At 71.7% G+C, this 17,557-nt stretch carries 17 protein-coding genes; 11 read left to right on the top strand and 6 right to left on the bottom strand.

Going from position 1 to position 17,557, the window contains the following annotated elements; genetic code table 11:
* Window positions 1–2: 2 nt before the first annotated feature.
* Entirely contained in the window at window positions 3–281 is a 279-nt protein-coding gene (locus tag KV097_RS15005) for a GlsB/YeaQ/YmgE family stress response membrane protein (RefSeq protein WP_220343294.1), read from the bottom strand.
* A gap of 132 nt (window positions 282–413) precedes the next feature.
* Here KV097_RS15005 and KV097_RS15000 point away from each other — a divergent pair, with 132 nt between their 5' ends.
* From KV097_RS15000 to KV097_RS14980, 5 genes are all read left to right on the top strand, one after another.
* Complete coding sequence (locus KV097_RS15000; protein ID WP_220366323.1) at window positions 414–1,115, top strand: response regulator transcription factor; 702 nt, start codon at window positions 414–416, stop codon at window positions 1,113–1,115.
* Window positions 1,112–2,569: a HAMP domain-containing sensor histidine kinase gene (locus KV097_RS14995; RefSeq protein ID WP_220366322.1), complete on the top strand. Its 1,458-nt coding sequence runs from the start codon at window positions 1,112–1,114 to the stop codon at window positions 2,567–2,569. Before KV097_RS15000 ends, KV097_RS14995 begins: the two co-directional genes overlap by 4 nt.
* An 86-nt stretch (window positions 2,570–2,655) precedes the next feature.
* Window positions 2,656–3,915, top strand: a complete 1,260-nt coding sequence (locus KV097_RS14990; RefSeq protein ID WP_220366321.1) for a bifunctional glycosyltransferase family 2/GtrA family protein — start codon at window positions 2,656–2,658, stop codon at window positions 3,913–3,915.
* Window positions 3,912–5,798, top strand: a complete 1,887-nt coding sequence (locus tag KV097_RS19540) for a glycosyltransferase family 39 protein (protein WP_220366320.1) — start codon at window positions 3,912–3,914, stop codon at window positions 5,796–5,798. The genes KV097_RS14990 and KV097_RS19540 overlap by 4 nt, the downstream gene beginning before the upstream one ends.
* 44 nt (window positions 5,799–5,842) lie before the next feature.
* Entirely contained in the window at window positions 5,843–6,376 is a 534-nt protein-coding gene (locus KV097_RS14980) for a hypothetical protein (protein WP_220366319.1), read from the top strand.
* On the opposite strand, the gene KV097_RS14975 is transcribed toward KV097_RS14980, so the two are convergent.
* Window positions 6,365–7,468, bottom strand: a complete 1,104-nt coding sequence (locus tag KV097_RS14975; RefSeq protein WP_220366318.1) for an alpha/beta hydrolase — start codon at window positions 7,466–7,468, stop codon at window positions 6,365–6,367. The two genes, KV097_RS14980 and KV097_RS14975, sit on opposite strands and share 12 nt — an antisense overlap.
* A 124-nt stretch (window positions 7,469–7,592) precedes the next feature.
* Here KV097_RS14975 and KV097_RS14970 point away from each other — a divergent pair, with 124 nt between their 5' ends.
* Window positions 7,593–8,210, top strand: a complete 618-nt coding sequence (locus KV097_RS14970) for a hypothetical protein (RefSeq protein ID WP_220366317.1) — start codon at window positions 7,593–7,595, stop codon at window positions 8,208–8,210.
* Window positions 8,211–8,219: 9 nt separating this feature from the next.
* Here KV097_RS14970 and KV097_RS14965 read toward each other — a convergent pair whose 3' ends face one another.
* Window positions 8,220–9,065, bottom strand: a complete 846-nt coding sequence (locus KV097_RS14965) for an alpha/beta fold hydrolase (RefSeq protein ID WP_220366316.1) — start codon at window positions 9,063–9,065, stop codon at window positions 8,220–8,222.
* A gap of 193 nt (window positions 9,066–9,258) precedes the next feature.
* Between KV097_RS14965 and KV097_RS14960 the strand changes: the two genes are divergently transcribed.
* A complete protein-coding gene (locus KV097_RS14960) occupies window positions 9,259–9,651 on the top strand; it encodes a pyridoxamine 5'-phosphate oxidase family protein (RefSeq protein WP_220343303.1) in 393 nt (130 codons plus the stop codon).
* 69 nt (window positions 9,652–9,720) lie between these two features.
* A complete protein-coding gene (locus tag KV097_RS14955; RefSeq protein WP_220366315.1) occupies window positions 9,721–11,115 on the top strand; it encodes an NAD-dependent malic enzyme in 1,395 nt (464 codons plus the stop codon).
* Window positions 11,116–11,132: 17 nt separating this feature from the next.
* Here KV097_RS14955 and KV097_RS14950 read toward each other — a convergent pair whose 3' ends face one another.
* Window positions 11,133–11,627: a thioesterase family protein gene (locus KV097_RS14950; protein WP_220366314.1), complete on the bottom strand. Its 495-nt coding sequence runs from the start codon at window positions 11,625–11,627 to the stop codon at window positions 11,133–11,135.
* Window positions 11,624–12,460 carry a 1,4-dihydroxy-2-naphthoyl-CoA synthase gene (gene menB, locus KV097_RS14945; protein ID WP_220346006.1) on the bottom strand — a complete coding sequence of 279 codons (837 nt, stop codon included), beginning with the start codon at window positions 12,458–12,460 and terminating at the stop codon, window positions 11,624–11,626. The genes KV097_RS14950 and menB overlap by 4 nt, the downstream gene beginning before the upstream one ends.
* A 105-nt stretch (window positions 12,461–12,565) precedes the next feature.
* On the opposite strand from menB, the gene xylB reads away from it, so the two are divergent.
* Genes xylB through KV097_RS14930 form a run of 3 tightly spaced genes read left to right on the top strand, consistent with a single transcriptional unit; the run spans window position 12,566 to window position 16,297 of the window.
* Window positions 12,566–13,951: a xylulokinase gene (gene xylB, locus KV097_RS14940; protein ID WP_220366313.1), complete on the top strand. Its 1,386-nt coding sequence runs from the start codon at window positions 12,566–12,568 to the stop codon at window positions 13,949–13,951.
* Between the two features lie 28 nt (window positions 13,952–13,979).
* The gene (xylA, locus tag KV097_RS14935) at window positions 13,980–15,143 is read left to right on the top strand and encodes a xylose isomerase (protein WP_220366312.1); all 1,164 of its coding nucleotides are present in this window, start codon (window positions 13,980–13,982) and stop codon (window positions 15,141–15,143) included.
* Window positions 15,140–16,297 carry an ROK family transcriptional regulator gene (locus KV097_RS14930; RefSeq protein ID WP_220366311.1) on the top strand — a complete coding sequence of 386 codons (1,158 nt, stop codon included), beginning with the start codon at window positions 15,140–15,142 and terminating at the stop codon, window positions 16,295–16,297. The genes xylA and KV097_RS14930 overlap by 4 nt, the downstream gene beginning before the upstream one ends.
* A gap of 27 nt (window positions 16,298–16,324) precedes the next feature.
* Here KV097_RS14930 and KV097_RS14925 read toward each other — a convergent pair whose 3' ends face one another.
* A complete protein-coding gene (locus tag KV097_RS14925) occupies window positions 16,325–17,530 on the bottom strand; it encodes an ROK family protein (RefSeq protein WP_220346009.1) in 1,206 nt (401 codons plus the stop codon).
* Window positions 17,531–17,557: the final 27 nt, after the last annotated feature.

Here is a 17,557-nt window from a genome sequence, read left to right as displayed (position 1 = left end):
GATCAGCTCGCCGCGTTCTTCTTGACGACGCGGTTGTAGACCATGAGCGTCAGGACGGCGCCGATGATCGACCCGATCCACCCGGCGGGGCCGAAGCCCTTGTCGCGGTCCCAGAGAGGGATGAGCCCGAGGATGACGCCGAACACGACGGAACCGACCACGCCGAGCAGGAGCGTCTGGAGGAGAGACATGGAGTCTTTGCCGGGGACGATGGCCCGGGCCAGGAAGCCTGCGACCAGGCCGATCACCAAGAACCCGATGATGCTCACGATGAATCCCATCCGACCCGCCTCCTTTCGCCTCGGGGCCAATTCTAAGGGTCGGTCCCAGGTCCCGGCTCGGCGCGCCGCTCACAGAGATCTCACAGCGGCTCACCAGGCACGCCCAAGAGAGTCGGGTCACACTCGGGAGGGATGACCCCAGACGAGACCCCGGCGCGGCTCCTCGTCGTCGATGACGACGAGAGCATCCTGGACCTGCTCGCCTCCAGCCTGCGGTTCGCGGGCTTCACGGTGGACACCGCGACCGACGGCCAGAAGGCGCTCGAGATGGTGGCCGCCGACCCGACGATCGACCTCGTGGTGCTCGACGTGATGATGCCGCACGTCGACGGTTTCGAGGTCATCAGGCGGCTGCGGGCCGACCGGCGCGAGGTCCCGGTGATCTTCCTCACCGCACGGGACACGCCCGCTGACCGCGTCAACGGCCTGACCGCAGGCGGCGACGACTACCTCGCCAAGCCGTTCAGCCTCGACGAGCTCGTGGCGCGGGTCCGCGCGGTGCTGCGCCGTACGCGCCGTCGGCAGACGCCGGACTCGCTGCTCCGGATGGCCGACCTCGAGATGGACACCGACAGCCACGAGGTCCGCAAGGGTGGGGAGCTCGTCGAGCTGTCCCCGACCGAGTTCAAGCTGCTGCGCTACCTGCTCATGAACCCGGGGCGTGTGCTCAGCAAGCAGCAGATCCTCGACCACGTCTGGAACTACGACTTCGGTGGTGACGGCAACGTGGTCGAGACCTACATCTCGTACCTGCGACGCAAGCTCGACACCACCGAGCCCCATCTGATCCACACGGTCCGCGGGGTGGGGTACGTCCTGCGGCGCCCGAGATGACGGCCGTCTCGGCTCGCGAGCGCCGCGCGCGCAACCCGTTGCGCTGGCGCGACCAGCCTCTGCGCGTCCAGCTCGTCGCCGTGGTGGTCGTGATGGTGCTGCTGGCACTGGCGCTCAGCGCGCTCGCGACGAACCTGGTGCTCGAGCGCTCCCTCACCGACCGCGTCGACCAACAGCTGACGAGCGAGGCGCGGCGGATGAGCGATGTCCGCGACCCCGGCGGACGGCCACCTCAGGGCGGCGTCGAACGGAACCTCCCGTCGCAGTTCTTCGTGGCTCGGTGGGACGCCGACGGAACGGTGACGGTCCTGGCCGACCCGCGTCTCGACACCGACGACTATCCGGACCTCGCCGATCCCGGTGACGTGACGACCGGTGAGCCCACGACGGTCGGGTCGCGGGGGAGCAAGGACCGGTGGCGGGTGCTGTACGAGGACACCGACGACGGCGGCTACGTGGCCGTGGCTATGGGGCTGGACGAGGTGACGGCGACGTTGAGGGAGCTGCGCTGGATCGAGGCCGCGATCGCAGGGGTCGTGCTCCTCGCGCTCGCCGTCGTCAGCTCGTGGGTCGTACGCCGCAGCCTGAGGCCGCTCGCCGAGGTCGAGGCGACCGCGCAGGCCATCGCCGCGGGAGACCTGGCCGCCCGGGTCGACACGGGACTCGACCCACGCACCGAGGTGGGCGCTCTTTCGGCGTCGCTGGACACCATGCTGGGCCACATCGAGGCAGCCGTACGCAGCCGCGAGGAGGAGGCACGGCGGGCCGAGGAGTCCGAGCGACGCATGCGACGCTTCGTCGCCGACGCGAGCCACGAGCTGCGGACGCCGCTCACCTCGATCCGCGGGTTCGCCGAGCTGTACGGCCAGGGCGCGGCGGCCGACCAGGCCACGACCGACCGGTTCATGAGCCGGATCCGTCAGGAGGCGGACCGGATGGGCGTGCTCGTCGAGGACCTGCTGCTGCTGGCGAGGCTCGACCAGGAACGGCCGTTGCGGCACGACCCGGTCGACCTGCGCGAGCTGGTGCGCGACGCGGCCGTCGACGCCCGGGCCGTGCAGCCCGACCGGGCCGTCGCCGGTCCCGCTCCCGGCCCGCCGGTGGTGGTCGAGGGCGACGAGGCCAGGCTCCGTCAGGTCGTCGGCAACCTCGTCAGCAACGTGCTCGTCCACACGCCTCCCGAGGCCGGCCTCCGCCTGGGCGCGGCGGTGGACGGTGACGACGGCGTCGTCACGGTGTCCGACGACGGGCCCGGACTGACCGCCGACCAGGCGGCGCACGTCTTCGACCGCTTCTACCGTGCCGACGAGACGCGCAGTCGCGCAGCCGGCGGCTCAGGGCTCGGCCTCGCCATCGTCTCCGCCCTGGTCGCGGGGCACGGCGGAACGGTCAGCCTCGACACCGCGCCGGGCGAGGGCGCGACGTTCACCGTCCGCATCCCGCTCGCTGGCTGAGCGCTCGTCCGCTCAGCGTTCGTCTCACAGGAACCTCCCAGGCTGGTCGCAGCCGATCGTGAGGTCGCGGCGCGATCGTCGAAGACATGAACGAGACCTCTCCCGTGATCGACATCGTCGTCCCGGTGCTGAACGAGGCCCACGTCCTCGAGCGGAGCGTCCGCAGGCTGCGCACCTACCTCGACGCGGAGGTGCCGTACGCCAGCCGGGTCGTGATCGCCGACAACGGCAGCACCGACGGTACGGCGGAGGTTGCCGAGCGCCTCGCGGCGACGGTCCACGACGTCGACCTCGTCCGGATCCCCGAGCGGGGTCGTGGACGGGCACTGGCCACGGTCTGGTCGCAGAGTCGCGCGACGGTGGTCGCGTACATGGACGTGGACCTGTCAACCGATCTCGGTGCGCTCATGCCGCTGGTCGCGCCGCTGCTGTCCGGCCACTCCGACGTGGCCATCGGGACGAGGCTCAGGCGCGGCGCGAGGGTCGTCCGCGGAGTCAAGCGCGAGGTGCTCTCGCGCGGCTACAACGTGATCCTCCGGACGGTTCTGGGCGCCCGTTTCAGCGACGCGCAGTGCGGCTTCAAGGCCGTGCGCACCGACGTGGCGCAGGCGCTGCTCCCGTACGTCGAGGACACCGGCTGGTTCTTCGACACCGAGCTGCTGGTCCTCGCCGAGCGCGCCGGTCTCCGGATCGCCGAGGTGCCGGTCGACTGGGTCGACGACTCCGACAGCAGGGTCGCGATCGGTTCCACCGTCCGCGACGACCTCCTCGGCGTCGGACGCATGGTCCGCGGCCTGACGACCGGTGCGCTCGATCTCGAACCGGTCCGCCGCCGCTTCGCCCGTCCGCCTGTCGGCACGCCGGTCGGGATCCGCATGATCCGGTTCGGCATCGTGGGCGTGATCAGCACGATCGCCTACGCGGTCCTCTTCCTGCTGGCACGCGAGATCACCACCGCGCAGGTCGCGAACCTCGTCGCCCTCGTCACCACGGCGATCGGCAACACGGCGCTCAACCGTCGCTTCACGTACGAGGTGGTCGGCGCGGTGGGGCTCGCTCGCCACCACCTCCAAGGTCTGGTCGCCTTCGCGTGCGGATGGGCGCTCACGGCGTCGGCCCTCGCGCTGACCGCAGGGCTGGCACACACCCCGCTGATGGAGGTCTGCGTGCTCACGCTCGCGAACGTCTGCGCGACCGTGCTGCGCTTCGTCCTCCTGGACCGCTGGGTCTTCGGCACCGGTCGCCGGGCCGAGGCGACGCACCTGTCCGACCTTCACCCCGACACGGCTCCCACCCCGGTGCGTCCGGGGAGCGCCGTCCTCACGAACGAGAGGAGCGTCGCATGAGCACGGTCGTCCGACCGGGCCGCTGGTGGACCCGCGACCGAGCGCTGCTGGTCCTGCTGCTCGTCGCGACCGCGGTGGCGTACTGCTGGAACCTCTCGGTCAACGGCTACGCCAACGAGTACTACTCGATGGCGGTGCAGGCGGCCTCCGAGAGCTGGAAGGCGTGGTTCTTCGGCGCGCTCGACGCCGCCGGTGGCATCACCGTCGACAAGACGCCGGCCTCGCTGTGGTTGATGGGGCTCTCGGTGCGCCTCCTCGGGTTCAGCTCGTTCAGCATGCTGCTCCCGCAGGCGCTGCTGGGCGTTGCGAGCGTCGCCGTCCTGTACGCGTCGGTGAAGCGCTGGTTCGGTGCCTCGGCGGCCCTGCTCGCCGGTGCCGTGCTGGCGACGACGCCGGTGGCGGCGCTGATGTTCCGGTTCAACAACCCCGACGCCCTGCTCGTCTTCCTGATGGTCGCCGCCGCCTGGGCGGTGACGCGGGCGATCGACGCCGACAAGGCGCTGCGCTGGCTGGTGCTCGCCGGTCTGCTGATCGGCTTCGCCTTCTTGACCAAGATGCTGCAGGCGTTCCTCGTCCTGCCGGGGCTCGCGCTCGCGTACGGCGTCGCGGGGTCGGCGCAGCTGCGCACCCGGCTGCTCCACCTCGTCGCCGCAGCAGGCTCGGTCGTCGTGGGTGCCGGGTGGTGGGTGCTCGCCGTCGAGCTCTGGCCCGCGGCCGCACGCCCGTACATCGGCGGGTCGACCACCAACAGCATCCTCGAGCTGACGCTGGGCTACAACGGCCTCGGCCGGCTCAGCGGTGACGAAGCCGGCTCGGTCGGCTCCATGTGGGGCACGCCTGGCCTCGGGCGGCTGTTCAGCCCCGAGATGCAGACCCAGGCGAGCTGGCTGCTTCCGGCTGCGCTCGTGGCGCTGGTCGTCCTGCTGGCGGTGTCGTGGCGGGCGGCCCGGACCGATCGGACCCGCGCCTTCGCCACCGTGTGGGGCGGCTGGCTCCTCGTCACGGGGCTGACGTTCAGCCTCATGCAGGGCATCATCCACAGCTACTACACCGTGGCGCTCGCGCCCGCCGTCGCCGCGCTGGTCGGTGCCGGGACCGTCCTGCTGTGGCGGCGCCGTACCGAGCTGCTGCCGCGCACGGTTCTCGCCGGGACTGTCCTCCTCACCGGTCTCTGGCAGTGGCGTCTGCTCGTCGACACCCCGACGTTCCTGCCGTGGCTGCGGTGGGTCGTCGTCGGAGCCGCGGTGCTCGGCGCGACGCTGCTCCTCGTCGGGTACGAGCTCACACTCACCAGTGACGCCGCGCGGCGGCTTGCCCTCACCACGGCGGTCCTCGTCGCGGTGGCCTCTCTCGCGGCACCCGCCGCGTCGGCTGCCGCCACCATCGGCAGCGCGCACACCGGCTCGATCGTGGCAGCGGGGCCGTCGACCGTCGGAGGACCTGGTGGCGGGCCTGGTGGCGGGCCTGGTGGTGCGCCGGGCGGTGCACCACCGGGCGGTGCACCCGGTGGACCCGGCGGGGGCGGCGCGAGCTTCCTGGGTGGCGGGGGCACCTCCGGTGTCAGCGACGAGCTGGTCGAGCTCCTGCAGGACGGCGACTACCGGTGGGCCGCCGCGGCGCAGACCGCCAACGGCGCCGCGCCGCTCCAGCTCGCCTCCGGCGAACCGGTGCTCGCGATCGGCGGGTTCAACGGGACCGACGGCTTCCCGACGCTCGCCCAGTTCCAGGAGTGGGTCGCCGACGGACAGATCCACTACTACGTCGCAGGCACCGGCCACGGCGGTGGCGCGAACACGGAGATCGAGACGTGGGTGAGCGAGAACTTCGCCGCCCAGAGCGTGGACGGGACGACCGTCTACGACCTCACCACCGGCCAGGACTGAACGAGTCGGTCCAGGCCTCATAGAGAACGAAGGAGAGAAGAACGATGAACGACGACACGCGTCGACTCGGCCCCGAGGAGCCCCAGGAGGGATCCACGGCCGCCGCGACCCCGACCTCGAAGCCCACCGGGTGGAAGAAGCTGGACAACCGCACGCGCATCGGTGCGGTGATCGCCGGGGTTGCGCTGTGCGGCTTCGGATTCCTCGGCGGGATGGCCATCGGGAGCGCGTCCGCCGACGACGGTGGCCAGGCCGACCCGGGCGTCGCCAACGGCTACGGGATGCACCAGGACCGTGGTGACTTCCGCGGTGACGGCGGCCCCCAGGGCCACGGTCAGGCCGGCACCGCTCCTGACGGAGCCCGCCCTGACGGCACGGCTCCTGACGGCACCGCTCCTGACGGAGCCCGTCCTGATGGAGAGGACGGCCCGGGGAAGGGAGGCTGCATCGACGGGGACCGCGACGGCGGCGGCTCCCGTGGTGACCGGGGCGCGCCCCGCGGCACTGCTCCGGAGGGTGGCCCGACCGCTCCTGGTGGCGACGACGCCACTCCGGGGCCGGCCGACTCAGGCGCCTGACGGCTGGCGTTCAGCGGCGGCCCGCCCTGCGGCGGTGCCGCCGCTTCGCCGTGCGGACGGCCGCCCCGGTGTGGTGGCGGCCTCAGCCTGCCGACAGGCCGACCGCACGAACCGACCGACCTCGCGGGTGGCGTCGCGGGCCTCAGGCACCAGCCCCACGGCGACCTGGAAGACGTGGACCTGCTCCTCCCACAGCTGCAGCTCCACCTCCACGTCGGAGTCGGCGAGCCGGATCGCCATCAGCTGGGCGTCGGGGAGCACGAGCTCGTCCGACCCGACCTGGATGAGAGTGCACGGGAGTCCACGCAGGTCGGCGTCGACCAAGGAGGATGCCGGCTTCAGCAGGTCCGACACCAGCGCGTTCTCGACCATGTCGACCAGCCGGAGGAACCCCCGCCACGTCGACTGCGAGAACAGCGCGCACGACGGGCGGCCGGGCTGGTCGAGCGTGCGTTCGGGGTCGAGATCGGTCACGGGTGACATCGCGACCAGGCCGGCGGGGGACTCCAGGCCCGACTCGAGGATGGCCAGCGCCACGGCGAAGGCGAGGTATCCGCCGGCCGAGTCCCCGGCGATCACGATCCGCTCGGGCGCGTAGCCCTGGTCGAGCAGCCAGGTGTAGCCGGCGAGCCCGTCCTCCACGGCGTGGCTGACTGGGTGCTTCGGCATCATCCGGTAGCCCACGTTGAGCACGGCGCCGCCGCTCGTGGCGGCGAGGCGGGCCGCCAGTCCGCGGTGGGTGTTGAGTCCGCCCACCAGGAAGGCGCCGCCGTGGAGGTAGAGGATCGCGTGCTCGTCGTCCTCGGCGCCGTCCGCCCGGATCAGCTCCGCGTCGCACCGCGGCAGCCGTACCTCCTCCACAGTCGTGTGCCGCGGGCTCGGCAGGAGCGCTGCGGCTCTCTCGAGAAGGCCCGTCGGCCACGGCGCACCCGGCGCGTGGGCCCACACCGAGAGCGCCGGCTTGACGGTGACCCGCAGGGCACTCGAGAGCAAGAGTGCGCGCTTGCTGCGGCGGGGCTTCTCGACCACCGTGAGGCCGTCCCGTCCCAGCGGGACCACCTGGGCGGCCGGGACGGTGTCGTGCGCGCTCATCGTGTCCTTCCCGGTGACGCACCTCGCCCGAGGATGTGCCGTACGTCACACGTGTGACGTCATGTTACTCGCGGGTTGGTTCGAGCGTCCGGCCGACCGGGTCGATCGGTGCCATCCTGGAGACGTGGCGACCTCGCGAGACGGAGAGACCTCGGCGACTCAGGCATCGGCCGACCGCCGAGGCACGGGCACCGACGGCTGGAAGTCATACGGCCAGCAGACCCTGCGCAACGTCCTCCTGGTGCTTGCGGTCGCGGTGCTGGCGGTCGCGGTCGGCTACGGTCTCGCGGCCTTCGTGCCGCGGTGGTGGGCGCAGTGGATCGGACGGCGGGTCGACGGCAGCCTGACCGCCGGCACGGTCTGGGGCCTCTTCCTCGGGATCGTGTTCACGTTGGTGCCCCTGCTCGTCGCCTGGCAGGCGATCACGCGGAGGTGGATCAAGGGCTACTGGAAGGCCGTCGTGATCGCGGTCGCCCTCGTGCTCGCGCTTCCCAACCTCATGACGCTCTCGATCGTGCTGGGCACCAGCAGCGGCGCCCACGCCGGCGAACGCATCCTGGACGTGGACGGTCCCGGGTTCCGCGCGGCGTCGTTGTGGGGCGCCATCATCGCCGCACTCGTGTTCGTCGGCCTGGCCTGGTTGACGCGCGAGAACCGAACGCGCGGCCGGCGCGTCCGCGACCTCAAGTCCGAGATCGACCACCGTGACGCGGCCGAGCGTGCCCGCGACGAGCGGACCTGATCCGGAGCGTCAGGCCCGCACGCGCGCCACGATCTCGTCGGCGACCAGCTCGGGCTGCTCCTCGGGCAGCCAGTGCGAGCCGCCCGCGACCGGGACGAAGCGGTACTCTGCGTGGATGTGCTCCCCGCACCGCCGGGCCCCTGCCGCTCCGAGGGCCCAGTCGTCGTCGCCCCACACGTAGGTGGTGGGCACCGTGACCGGAGGCGTCGCGCCGAGATCGCGCCCCATCGCGCGGTACCACGAGAGCGCGGCCGTGAGGGCCGCCGGCTCGCTCAGCACGCCGACGTACGTCGCGATGTGCTCCTCCGGCATGGCGTCGCCGAACATCGCACGCAACCGTCGCCCGTCGTCTTCCAGCAGCAGGTCCTCGGCCTTGCCGGGCTGCCGGAAGAGCCCGATGTAGGACGCGCGCTCCCGCTGGTCGTCGTCGTTCACCAGCGCCCACCCGTAGGCGGCGAGGTGAGGGACCGACAGGGCGACGAGGCTCCGCACCCGCTCCGGATGGTGCGCGGTGAGCGACCACGCCACCGCTGCTCCCCAGTCGTGGCCGACCACGTGCGCGGAGTCGTACCCAAGCTCGCCCATCAGGCCGATGACGTCGTCGACGAGGTGAGGGACGGCGTACGCCGCGACCTCTGAGGGTCTCGCGCCAGGGGAGTATCCCCGCTGGTCGGGGGCGATCAGGCGCAGGCCGGCCCGGGCGAGCCGTGGAGCGACCGAGCGCCACGAGTCGGCCGTCTGCGGGAAGCCGTGGAGGAGCACCACCGGCACACCGTCTTCGGGGCCTGTCAACGCGACGTCGAAGGTCAGTCCGCCGACCTCGACCGGACGCCGCTCTGCCCACAGGTCGCTCATGTCTCGCACACTACCGACGCGGCGCCGGTGGTGGAAGGTGACGGCTACGCCTCCGCGCCGCTGCTGGACGCCATGTCGATGCGCACGACTCCGGCCTGACCGACCCCTTCCGTCGCGTCGGTGGTCGGCGTACGGCCCGGCCTCTGGACGCGCCCGCGGATGTAGACTGAGGCAACTCCCAGGAGGTGGCCTGATGACCAACGGACCGCTCACGACGCTCGGCGCCGAAGAGACGCGGGAGCTGCTCGGGACGGCACGGGTTGGCCACATCGCGTACCACTCGCGTGGCAGCCTCGACATGACTCCCGTGAACTACCGGCTGCTCGGCGACACCATCTTCATCCGCACGGGCGAGGAGGGCACGCTGGCCGAGGGAGGGGTCGGGTCGCAGGGAGTCGCGTTCCTCGTGACGTACCTCGACCGCCTGTCGCAGACGGGCTGGAGCGTGAAGGTGCGGGGGCCGCTGTGGCGCGTCGACGAGGCCTCGATGCCGCCGGAGATGGAGCTGGACCCGTGGGTCGGCATCCACCAGTCGGTGCTGTTAGGGCTGGCGATCGAGGAGATGACGGGTCGTCGCGTGGGTTGAGCGTCGGGCGAGCCGCCTCGAACATGAGGTGCTCCTCAGGTTCCTGAGGCGGTGTGCGAATCTTGATCTGTGGCATCCACACCGAGCGTCTCCTACTCGATCACCGTCCGTCTCGAGGTCCCGGCCGGGGGATCCGCGGTCAGTGACCTCACCACCGTCGTCGAGAAGGCGGGCGGCGTCGTCACAGCACTGGACGTCACGGGCTCCCATACCGAGGTCCTCCGCATCGATCTCACGATCGCGACGTCGGACACCGACCATGCCGACCGGGTCGTCGCCGCCCTCGAGTCGATCGGTGACGCCGATGTCAAGAAGGTCTCCGACCGCACGTTCCTGATGCACCTCGGCGGAGTCATCGAGGTCGCCACGAAGCACCCGCTGCGGACCCGCGACGACCTCTCGATGATCTACACGCCCGGCGTCGCGCGGATCAGCGAGGCGATCGCCCGCGACAAGGAGGACGCACGGCGGCTCACGGTCAAGCGCAACGCGGTCGCGGTCGTGACCGACGGGTCCGCGGTGCTCGGCCTCGGCAACATCGGCCCGTACGCCGCGCTGCCCGTGATGGAGGGCAAGGCGGCGCTCTTCAAGACGTTCGCCGACATCGACGCCTGGCCGTTGTGCCTCGACACCCACGACGTGGACTCCATCGTCGAGACTGTCGCCGCGATCGCCCCCGGGTTCGCGGGAATCAATCTCGAGGACATCGCCGCGCCGAAGTGCTTCGAGATCGAGAACCGTCTGCGGGCGCGGCTCGACATCCCCGTCTTCCACGACGACCAGCACGGGACGGCGATCGTCGTGCTGGCGGCGCTGCGCAACGCGCTGCGCGTGGTCGACAAGGACCTCTCGCAGGTCCGCATCGTCATGTCGGGGGCGGGTGCCGCAGGGACGGCGATCCTCAAGCTCGTCCTGGAGGCCGGTGCCGAGGACGTGGTGGTGTGCGACATCGACGGCGTCGTGCACCGCGGGCGCCCCGGGCTCGTGGGACAGCTGGGCTGGATCAGCTCTCACACGAACCCTCGCGGGGTGACGGGCTCCCTCTGCGACGTCGTCGGCGGCGCCGACGTCTTCATCGGTGTCTCGGCGGCCGACGTCCTCTCCGTGCACGACGTCGAGTCGATGGCCGACGGCGCGATCGTGTTCGCGCTGGCCAACCCGAGGCCGGAGATCGACCCGGCCCTCGCGCGGGCGCACGCGACGGTCGTCGCCACCGGTCGGTCCGACTACCCCAACCAGATCAACAACGTGCTGGCGTTCCCCGGGGTGTTCCGCGGGCTCCTCGACGCGCAGAGCCATGGCATCGGCACCGACGTGCTGCTCGCGGCCTCGGAGGCGATCGCCGCGACCGTCTCCGACGACGAGCTCAACGCCAACTACATCATCCCGAGCGTGTTCCATCCCGAGGTCCACACCCGGGTCGCCGAGGCTGTGCGCGTGGCGGCTGTGCAGACCGCGGACTGAGCGGTTCCGCGCCGACCTCAGCGCAGACCGAGCCCCGGCTCGTGTGGGAGCGCCGGCCACGCCTTGCCGTCGGCGATCGCGGCGTCGATGCGCGCGGCCACGTCGGCGGGCCACGGCGCCGTACGGCGGTGCGCGAGGTCGACATGGCCCTCCACGAACTCGAAGGTGTTGGCCAGCGCGCCCGTGCTGGCGTTGAAGAGGGCCTGGACCCCGTGCACGGTCTTGGCTGCGCGTGCGAGGAACAGGACGTACACCGCGACGTCCTGACCCACGAGCACCTCGTCCAGGTAGCGGACGCGGTGGTCGATGCTGAACACGCTCATGCCGCGCGCGGCCCGATAGCCGTCGTCGACACCGAACGCCGCGAACGTGCGATCGGCAGCCCGTACGTGCAGGTCGAAGTAGTGGCGGATGTTGACGTGACCGTTCTCGTCCTCGAACTCCGGCGGGACGGTGAGGGCGACGGCGGGCTCGATACCGGCCATGTCCTCGACGCGCACTGAGGGGCTCATGCGCGGCGAGGGAACTGGGTGAAGTCGGGCGTGCGCTTCTCCTTGTACGCCTCGCGGCCCTCCTTGGCCTCGTCGTTGCCGTAGAAGAGCAGGTTGGTGTCGTGGGCGAGCTGCTGGATGCCGGCGTAGCCGTCCTCGGCCGCGTGGAAGCTGGCCTTCATCAGCCGCAGCGCGTACGGCGAGAGTGCGAGCATCTCGCGGCACCAGCGGACGGTCTCGGCCTCGAGGTCGGCGAGCGGCACGACCGTGTTGATCATGCCCATCTCGAGGGCCTGCTGGGCGTCGTACTGGCGGCACAGGAACCAGATCTCCTTGGCCTTCTTCATGCCGACCAGCTGCGAGAGCGAGCTCGCGCCGAAGCCGCCGTCGAACGAGCCGACCTTCGGGCCGACCTGGCCGAAGCGGGCGTTGTCGGCGGCGATGGTGAGGTCGGCGACGACGTGGAGCACGTGTCCGCCACCGATGGCCCACCCGGCCACCATCGCGACGATCGGCTTGGGGCACCGGCGCATCTGCACGTGCAGGTCGGTGACGTGGAAGCGGCCGGTCGCGCCGGCGTCGGACTTGTAGCCGGAGTCGCCGCGGACGCGCTGGTCACCTCCGGAGCAGAACGCCTTGTCGCCCGCGCCGGTGAGGATGATGACGCCGACCGACTCGTCCTCCCGGGCCACCGTCAGGGCGTCCGAGATCTCGATGATCGTCTGCGGCCGGAAGGCGTTGTGGACCTCGGGCCGGTTGATCGTGATCTTGGCGATGCCGTCGTCGGTGGTCTCGTACCGGATGTCGGTGTAGTCGCCGGCTGTGTTCCAGACGGTGGGGGTCGAGTCAGTCATGGCTCCATTCTCACCGACGCCCGACCGGCCTGGTCTCCGCCCGCGACAAGGAGCCGGGGACGCGATCCTTGACATTAGTTCACGACTCATACTAAACAGGGTGACGTGGCTCACAGCACCGTCGTCGGCGTCGACTCCTCGACCCAGTCCACCAAGGCCGTCCTCGTCGACGCCCACGACGGCGCGGTCCTCGCGGAACGTTCCGTGCCGCACCCGGCCGGGACCGCCGTCGACCCGCGCCTCTGGCTTGAGGCGTGCGACGACGCGGTCGGGGATTGGCTCGGAACGGCTGCCGCGGTGGCGGTCGCCGGCCAGCAGCACGGCATGGTCGCGCTCGACGCCGAGGGTGCACCCGTCCATGACGCCCTCCTGTGGAACGACACCCGGTCCGCCGACGCTGCGACGGAGCTCGTGGCGGAGATGGGCGGCGCGCAGGCGTGCGCGGACGCCGTCGGCAGCGTGCTCGTCGCGTCGTTCACCGCCACCAAGCTGCGCTGGCTCCGTGACGAGCGGCCGGACGACGCTGCGCGGGTCGAGTCGGTGCTGCTGCCGCACGACTACGTCTCCTGGCACCTCACCGGGCGGCGTACGGAACCTTTCACCGACCGCGGTGACGCCTCGGGCACGGGCTACTTCGACGCGCGGACGAGCAGGTGGCGTCATGACCTCGCGGCGGCGGCGCTCGGGCACGACGTGGCCCTGCCGACAGTCGTCCCCGACGGAACGGCGGCGTACGAGGACGGGACCGTGGTGGCCGGGGGGACGGGCGACAACATGGGTGCCGCGCTCGGTCTCGGTCTCCTGCCCGGAGACGTCGTCGTCTCGATCGGCACGTCCGGCGTGGCGTCGGCGGTCACCGAGACTCCGGTCGGTGACGGCACCGGTGCGGTGACCGGGTTCGCGGACGCGACGGGCCGCTACCTCCCGATGGCGACCACGATGAACGCGGCCGGGATCCTCGACCTTCAGACGCGGCTCCTTGCCGTCGACCACGCCGAGCTCGCCCGGCTCGCGCTCGCTGCGCCGTCCGGCGCGCACGGCGTCACGCTCTCGCCGTACTACGGCGGAGAACGCACGCCCGACCGCCCGCGCGCGACAGGGCTCTGGGCCGGGCTGCGCCCGGACACGACCCGCGAGGACCTGGCACGCGCGGCGGTCGAGGCGCTGCTGTGCTCGCTCGCCGACGCCGTCGACCTCCTCTGCGCCCGCGTGGGTGGCGGTGACGGTCGGCTCCTGCTCGTCGGAGGCGCGGCGCGCAACCCCGCGGTCCAGGCGCTCGCCCCCGCGATCCTCGGCAGGCCGGTGCACGTCCTCGCTCCCGCGGAGTACGTCGCCCTCGGAGCCGCACGACAGGCGGCCTGGGCCCTCAGCGGTGCCGCGCAGCCGCCGGACTGGAAGCCCGGGACGACCGCCGTGCTCGAAGCAGACCCGACCCCCCATGTCCGCGAGACGTATGCCCTCCTGCGCGACCGAACGGCCGCGTGGACCTGACCGATCCCGACCGACCCGAGAGGCCATCATGACGATCCCGACACCCACCCCAGCGGACAAGTTCTCCTTCGGCCTGTGGACCGTCGCCTATCCGGGCCGCGACCCGTTCGGCGATCCCACCCGAGCCGAGATGGACCCGGTGCACGCCCTCGAGAAGCTGGCCGGACTCGGTGCGTACGGCGTGAACTTCCACGACGACGACCTGATCCCGTTCGGGTCCGACGACGACACCCGGTCACGCATCGTCGAGCGCTGGAAGAAGGGCCTGGCCGACACAGGGCTGGCCGTCACCACCGCCACCACCAACCTCTTCTCCCACCCGGTCTTCAAGGACGGCGCCTTCACCTCCAACGACCGCGACGTCCGTCGCTTCGCGATCCGCAAGGTGATGCGCAACATCGATCTCGCGGCCGAGCTCGGAGCCGAGGTCTACGTCTGCTGGGGCGGCCGCGAGGGTGCCGAGTCGGGCGCCTCCAAGGACGTCGCCGCAGCGCTCGATCGTTATCGCGAGGCGTTCAACCTGCTCGGCGAGTTCGTGCACGACCGCGGGTACGACCTGCGCTTCGCGATCGAGCCCAAGCCGAACGAGCCGCGCGGCGACATCCTCCTCCCGACCATCGGGCACGCGCTCGCGTTCATCGAGACGCTCGACCGGTCCGAGAACGTCGGTGTGAACCCGGAGGTGGGCCACGAGGAGATGGCGGGCATGAACGCCGCCCACGGCTACGCCCAGGCGATGTGGCACGGCAAGCTCTTTCACATCGACCTCAACGGTCAGCACGGGCCGCGCTACGACCAGGACCTGCGTTTCGGCGCGGGGAACGCCCGCGGGGCGTTCTGGGTCGTCGACGCGCTGGAGACCGGCGGGTACGACGGGCCGGTGCACTTCGACTTCAAGACGCCACGGACCGAGGACGAGGACGGAGTCTGGGTCGCTGCGGCCGCATGCATGACGAACTACCTCGTGCTGCGTGACAAGGTCCGCGCCTTCCGCGCCGACCCCGACGTGCACGAGGCCCTGGCAGCCGCGCGGCTGCCCGAGCTGGCGGTCCCGACCTTGGAGGAGGGCGAGGGCTGGCGCGAGCTCGAGCAGGCCGAGCTGGCCGACCCGGACGCGCTCGCCGTGCGTGGAGCAGCGTTCGAGCACCTCGACCAGCTCGCCCTCGAGCACCTCTACGGGATCCGCGGGTGACCCTCGTCGCGACCGAGGATCTGCGGAGGCAGAACACCGCGGCCGTGCTCCGCTCGCTGCGGCACGACGGTGTCGCGACGCGGACCGAGCTGGCGCGCAGGACCGGGTTGGCCAAGGCGACGGTCGGGGCGATCGTGGGCGGGCTCGTCGACGGCGGCTACGTCAGCGAGTCCGAGGCCGTCTCGGTCTCCCGAGGGAGACCCGGTCGACCGGTCGCGCTGACCGGTTCCACGATCGTCGGGCTCGGCCTCGAGGCGAACGTCGACTACGTGTCCGCCGTCGCCATCGACCTCGGCGGCGCCGTCCGTCTCGAGCGCACCGTCCCCGTCGGCACGAGCGACCCCTACGACGTCGTTGTCGCGCTCGCCCGCGAGGCAGCGTCGGAGCTCGGCGGCTCTGGAGCTCGGGTCGTCGGCGCGACGGTCGCCGTGCCCGGTCTGGTCGACCGGCGCGCCGGCGTCGTCGCGATGGCGCCGAACCTCGGGTGGCGCGGCCGCTCGGTCGCGGCCGACATGGCGGCGGTGACCGGGCTTCCCGTGGTGGTCGAGAACGACGCGAACTGTGCGGCCCTCGCCGAGGCGCGACGCGGGGCGACGGTCGGGCTGGGGCAGTCGGTGTACGTCACCGGCACCGTCGGCATCGGCGCGGGCGTGATCAGGGACGGCGCGATCGTACGGGGGACGTCGGGGTTCGCGGGCGAGGTCGGCCACATCCCGCTCGGCGACCCGACGGCACGCTGTGGCTGTGGCCGTCGGGGGTGCTGGGAGGCCTCGGTCGGGCTGCGCGCCGTGCTGTCGGCCACCGGCCTCGCCTTCGAGGGGACACCGCTCCAGGTGGCGGAGCTGATCTCGCGGCGTGCCGAGTCGGACGTGACGACGGCCGCGGCGCTCGAAGGCGTGGGTGCGGTCCTCGGCAGGGGCGTGGCCGCCGTGGCGAACATCCTCGACCCCGATGCTGTGGTGCTCGGTGGCTACTTCGTCCCGCTCGCGCCGTACCTGCTCCCTGCTGCGGTGCGCGAGGTCGAGGAGCGCGTGACGGCAGCGCCGTACGCGTCTCTCGACCTTCTGCTGAGCGCGTTGGGGCTGCGTGCCGCCGCGACCGGTGCCGCGGAGGATGCGCTCACCGGTGTCTTCAGCGGCGCGACCGCGCTCTGACCCCAGCACCCGCGGGCGGGTGCCGGGTCAGGCGCTGGCTCGGCTGCGCTGCTCGACCAGCCCGTCGACCGACTGCGGTGACAGCACGTCCTCGAGCACCATGGCGGCTGCGCCCAGCACGGCCTCCCGCCCGTGCAGCGACGAGCTGACGATGCGCAGCTGGTGCGTGGCCAGCGGCAGGGAGCGCTGGTAGACGACCTCGCGGATCCCGGCGAGGAGATACTCCCCGGTCGCCGACAGGGAACCGCCCACCACGACCACGGCGGGATTGAGCAGGCTCACGCAGGTGGCGAGGACGCTGCCGATCGCGCGCCCGGCCTCGCGGACGGCCCGCACCGCCTCCATCTCGCCGCGCTCGACGGCCGCGACCACGTCACGCGGGGTCTCGACCCCGATGTCGAGCTCGGCGAGCTGCTTGGCGATCGCAGGGCCGGCGGCGACTGCCTCGAGACATCCGAGGTTGCCGCAGCGGCAGCTGACGTCCTCACCCCTGCCGCTGACCTGGACGTGCCCCAGGTCGCCCGCGGTGCCCAGGGCGCCGCGGACGAGTCGACGGTTGGAGATGATGCCCGATCCGATGCCGGTGGCGACCTTGACGTAGAGGAGGTCGTCGGTCTCCGGCCAGTGAGCGGTGTGCTCGCCGAGCGCCATCACGTTGACGTCGTTGTCCACCCGGACACGGACGGGGAAGGCCGCGGCCAGGTAGCCGGGGATGTCGAAGCCGTGCCAGCCCGGCATGATCGGCGGGTTCGCGGGTCGGCCGGTCGAGTGCTCGACGGGGCCGGGGACGCCGACCCCGATGCCCGCGAGGGCGGACGACCTCATGCCGAGCGTCGAGAGCAGCTCGTTCGCGAGCTCGACGACCCTGTCGAGCACGACCGTGGGGCCTTCGGTGATGTCGCTGGTGACGGTGGCCTCACCCAGCACCGTGCCCGCGAGGTCGGACAGCGCGACCGTCGCGTGGCTGGCGCCGAGATCGACCGCCAGCACGGCGTACGAGTCGGTGTTCATGGCGAAGCGCGCCGGCGGACGCCCTCCGGTGGAGGCTGCCTCCCCGACGGGCATCAGGAGCCCAGCCGCGAGGAGGAGGTCGAGCCGCGCCGAGACGGTGGAGCGCGCCAACGAGGTGGCCTCCGCGATCTCGGCCTTCGTCCGTGCCTGCCCGTCGCGCATGAGCTGGAAGACCGCGCTGGCGGCAGACGCCGAGCCCGTCTGAGGCGCGAACGAATCCATGGGCCGTAGTCTCCCACGTCGACTTAT

Source organism: Mumia sp. zg.B17 (assembly GCF_019550915.1).
In the GTDB taxonomy this organism is placed as follows: Bacteria; Actinomycetota; Actinomycetes; order Propionibacteriales; family Nocardioidaceae; genus Mumia.
Note: the sequence above shows the minus strand (reverse complement) of the source record. Positions and strands in the feature narration are given on the sequence as shown.

Coding starts and splice junctions, on each gene's coding strand:
- KV097_RS14990 (WP_220366321.1), top strand. CDS start 2,656: ATGAACGAGACCTCTCCCGTGATCGACATCGTCGTCCCGGTGCTGAAC.
- KV097_RS14925 (WP_220346009.1), bottom strand. CDS start 17,530: ATGGATTCGTTCGCGCCTCAGACGGGCTCGGCGTCTGCCGCCAGCGCG.
- KV097_RS14965 (WP_220366316.1), bottom strand. CDS start 9,065: ATGAGCGACCTGTGGGCAGAGCGGCGTCCGGTCGAGGTCGGCGGACTG.
- menB (WP_220346006.1), bottom strand. CDS start 12,460: ATGACTGACTCGACCCCCACCGTCTGGAACACAGCCGGCGACTACACC.
- KV097_RS14960 (WP_220343303.1), top strand. CDS start 9,259: ATGACCAACGGACCGCTCACGACGCTCGGCGCCGAAGAGACGCGGGAG.
- KV097_RS14980 (WP_220366319.1), top strand. CDS start 5,843: ATGAACGACGACACGCGTCGACTCGGCCCCGAGGAGCCCCAGGAGGGA.
- KV097_RS14950 (WP_220366314.1), bottom strand. CDS start 11,627: ATGAGCCCCTCAGTGCGCGTCGAGGACATGGCCGGTATCGAGCCCGCC.
- KV097_RS15000 (WP_220366323.1), top strand. CDS start 414: ATGACCCCAGACGAGACCCCGGCGCGGCTCCTCGTCGTCGATGACGAC.
- xylA (WP_220366312.1), top strand. CDS start 13,980: ATGACGATCCCGACACCCACCCCAGCGGACAAGTTCTCCTTCGGCCTG.
- KV097_RS15005 (WP_220343294.1), bottom strand. CDS start 281: ATGGGATTCATCGTGAGCATCATCGGGTTCTTGGTGATCGGCCTGGTC.
- KV097_RS14975 (WP_220366318.1), bottom strand. CDS start 7,468: ATGAGCGCGCACGACACCGTCCCGGCCGCCCAGGTGGTCCCGCTGGGA.
- KV097_RS14995 (WP_220366322.1), top strand. CDS start 1,112: ATGACGGCCGTCTCGGCTCGCGAGCGCCGCGCGCGCAACCCGTTGCGC.
- KV097_RS19540 (WP_220366320.1), top strand. CDS start 3,912: ATGAGCACGGTCGTCCGACCGGGCCGCTGGTGGACCCGCGACCGAGCG.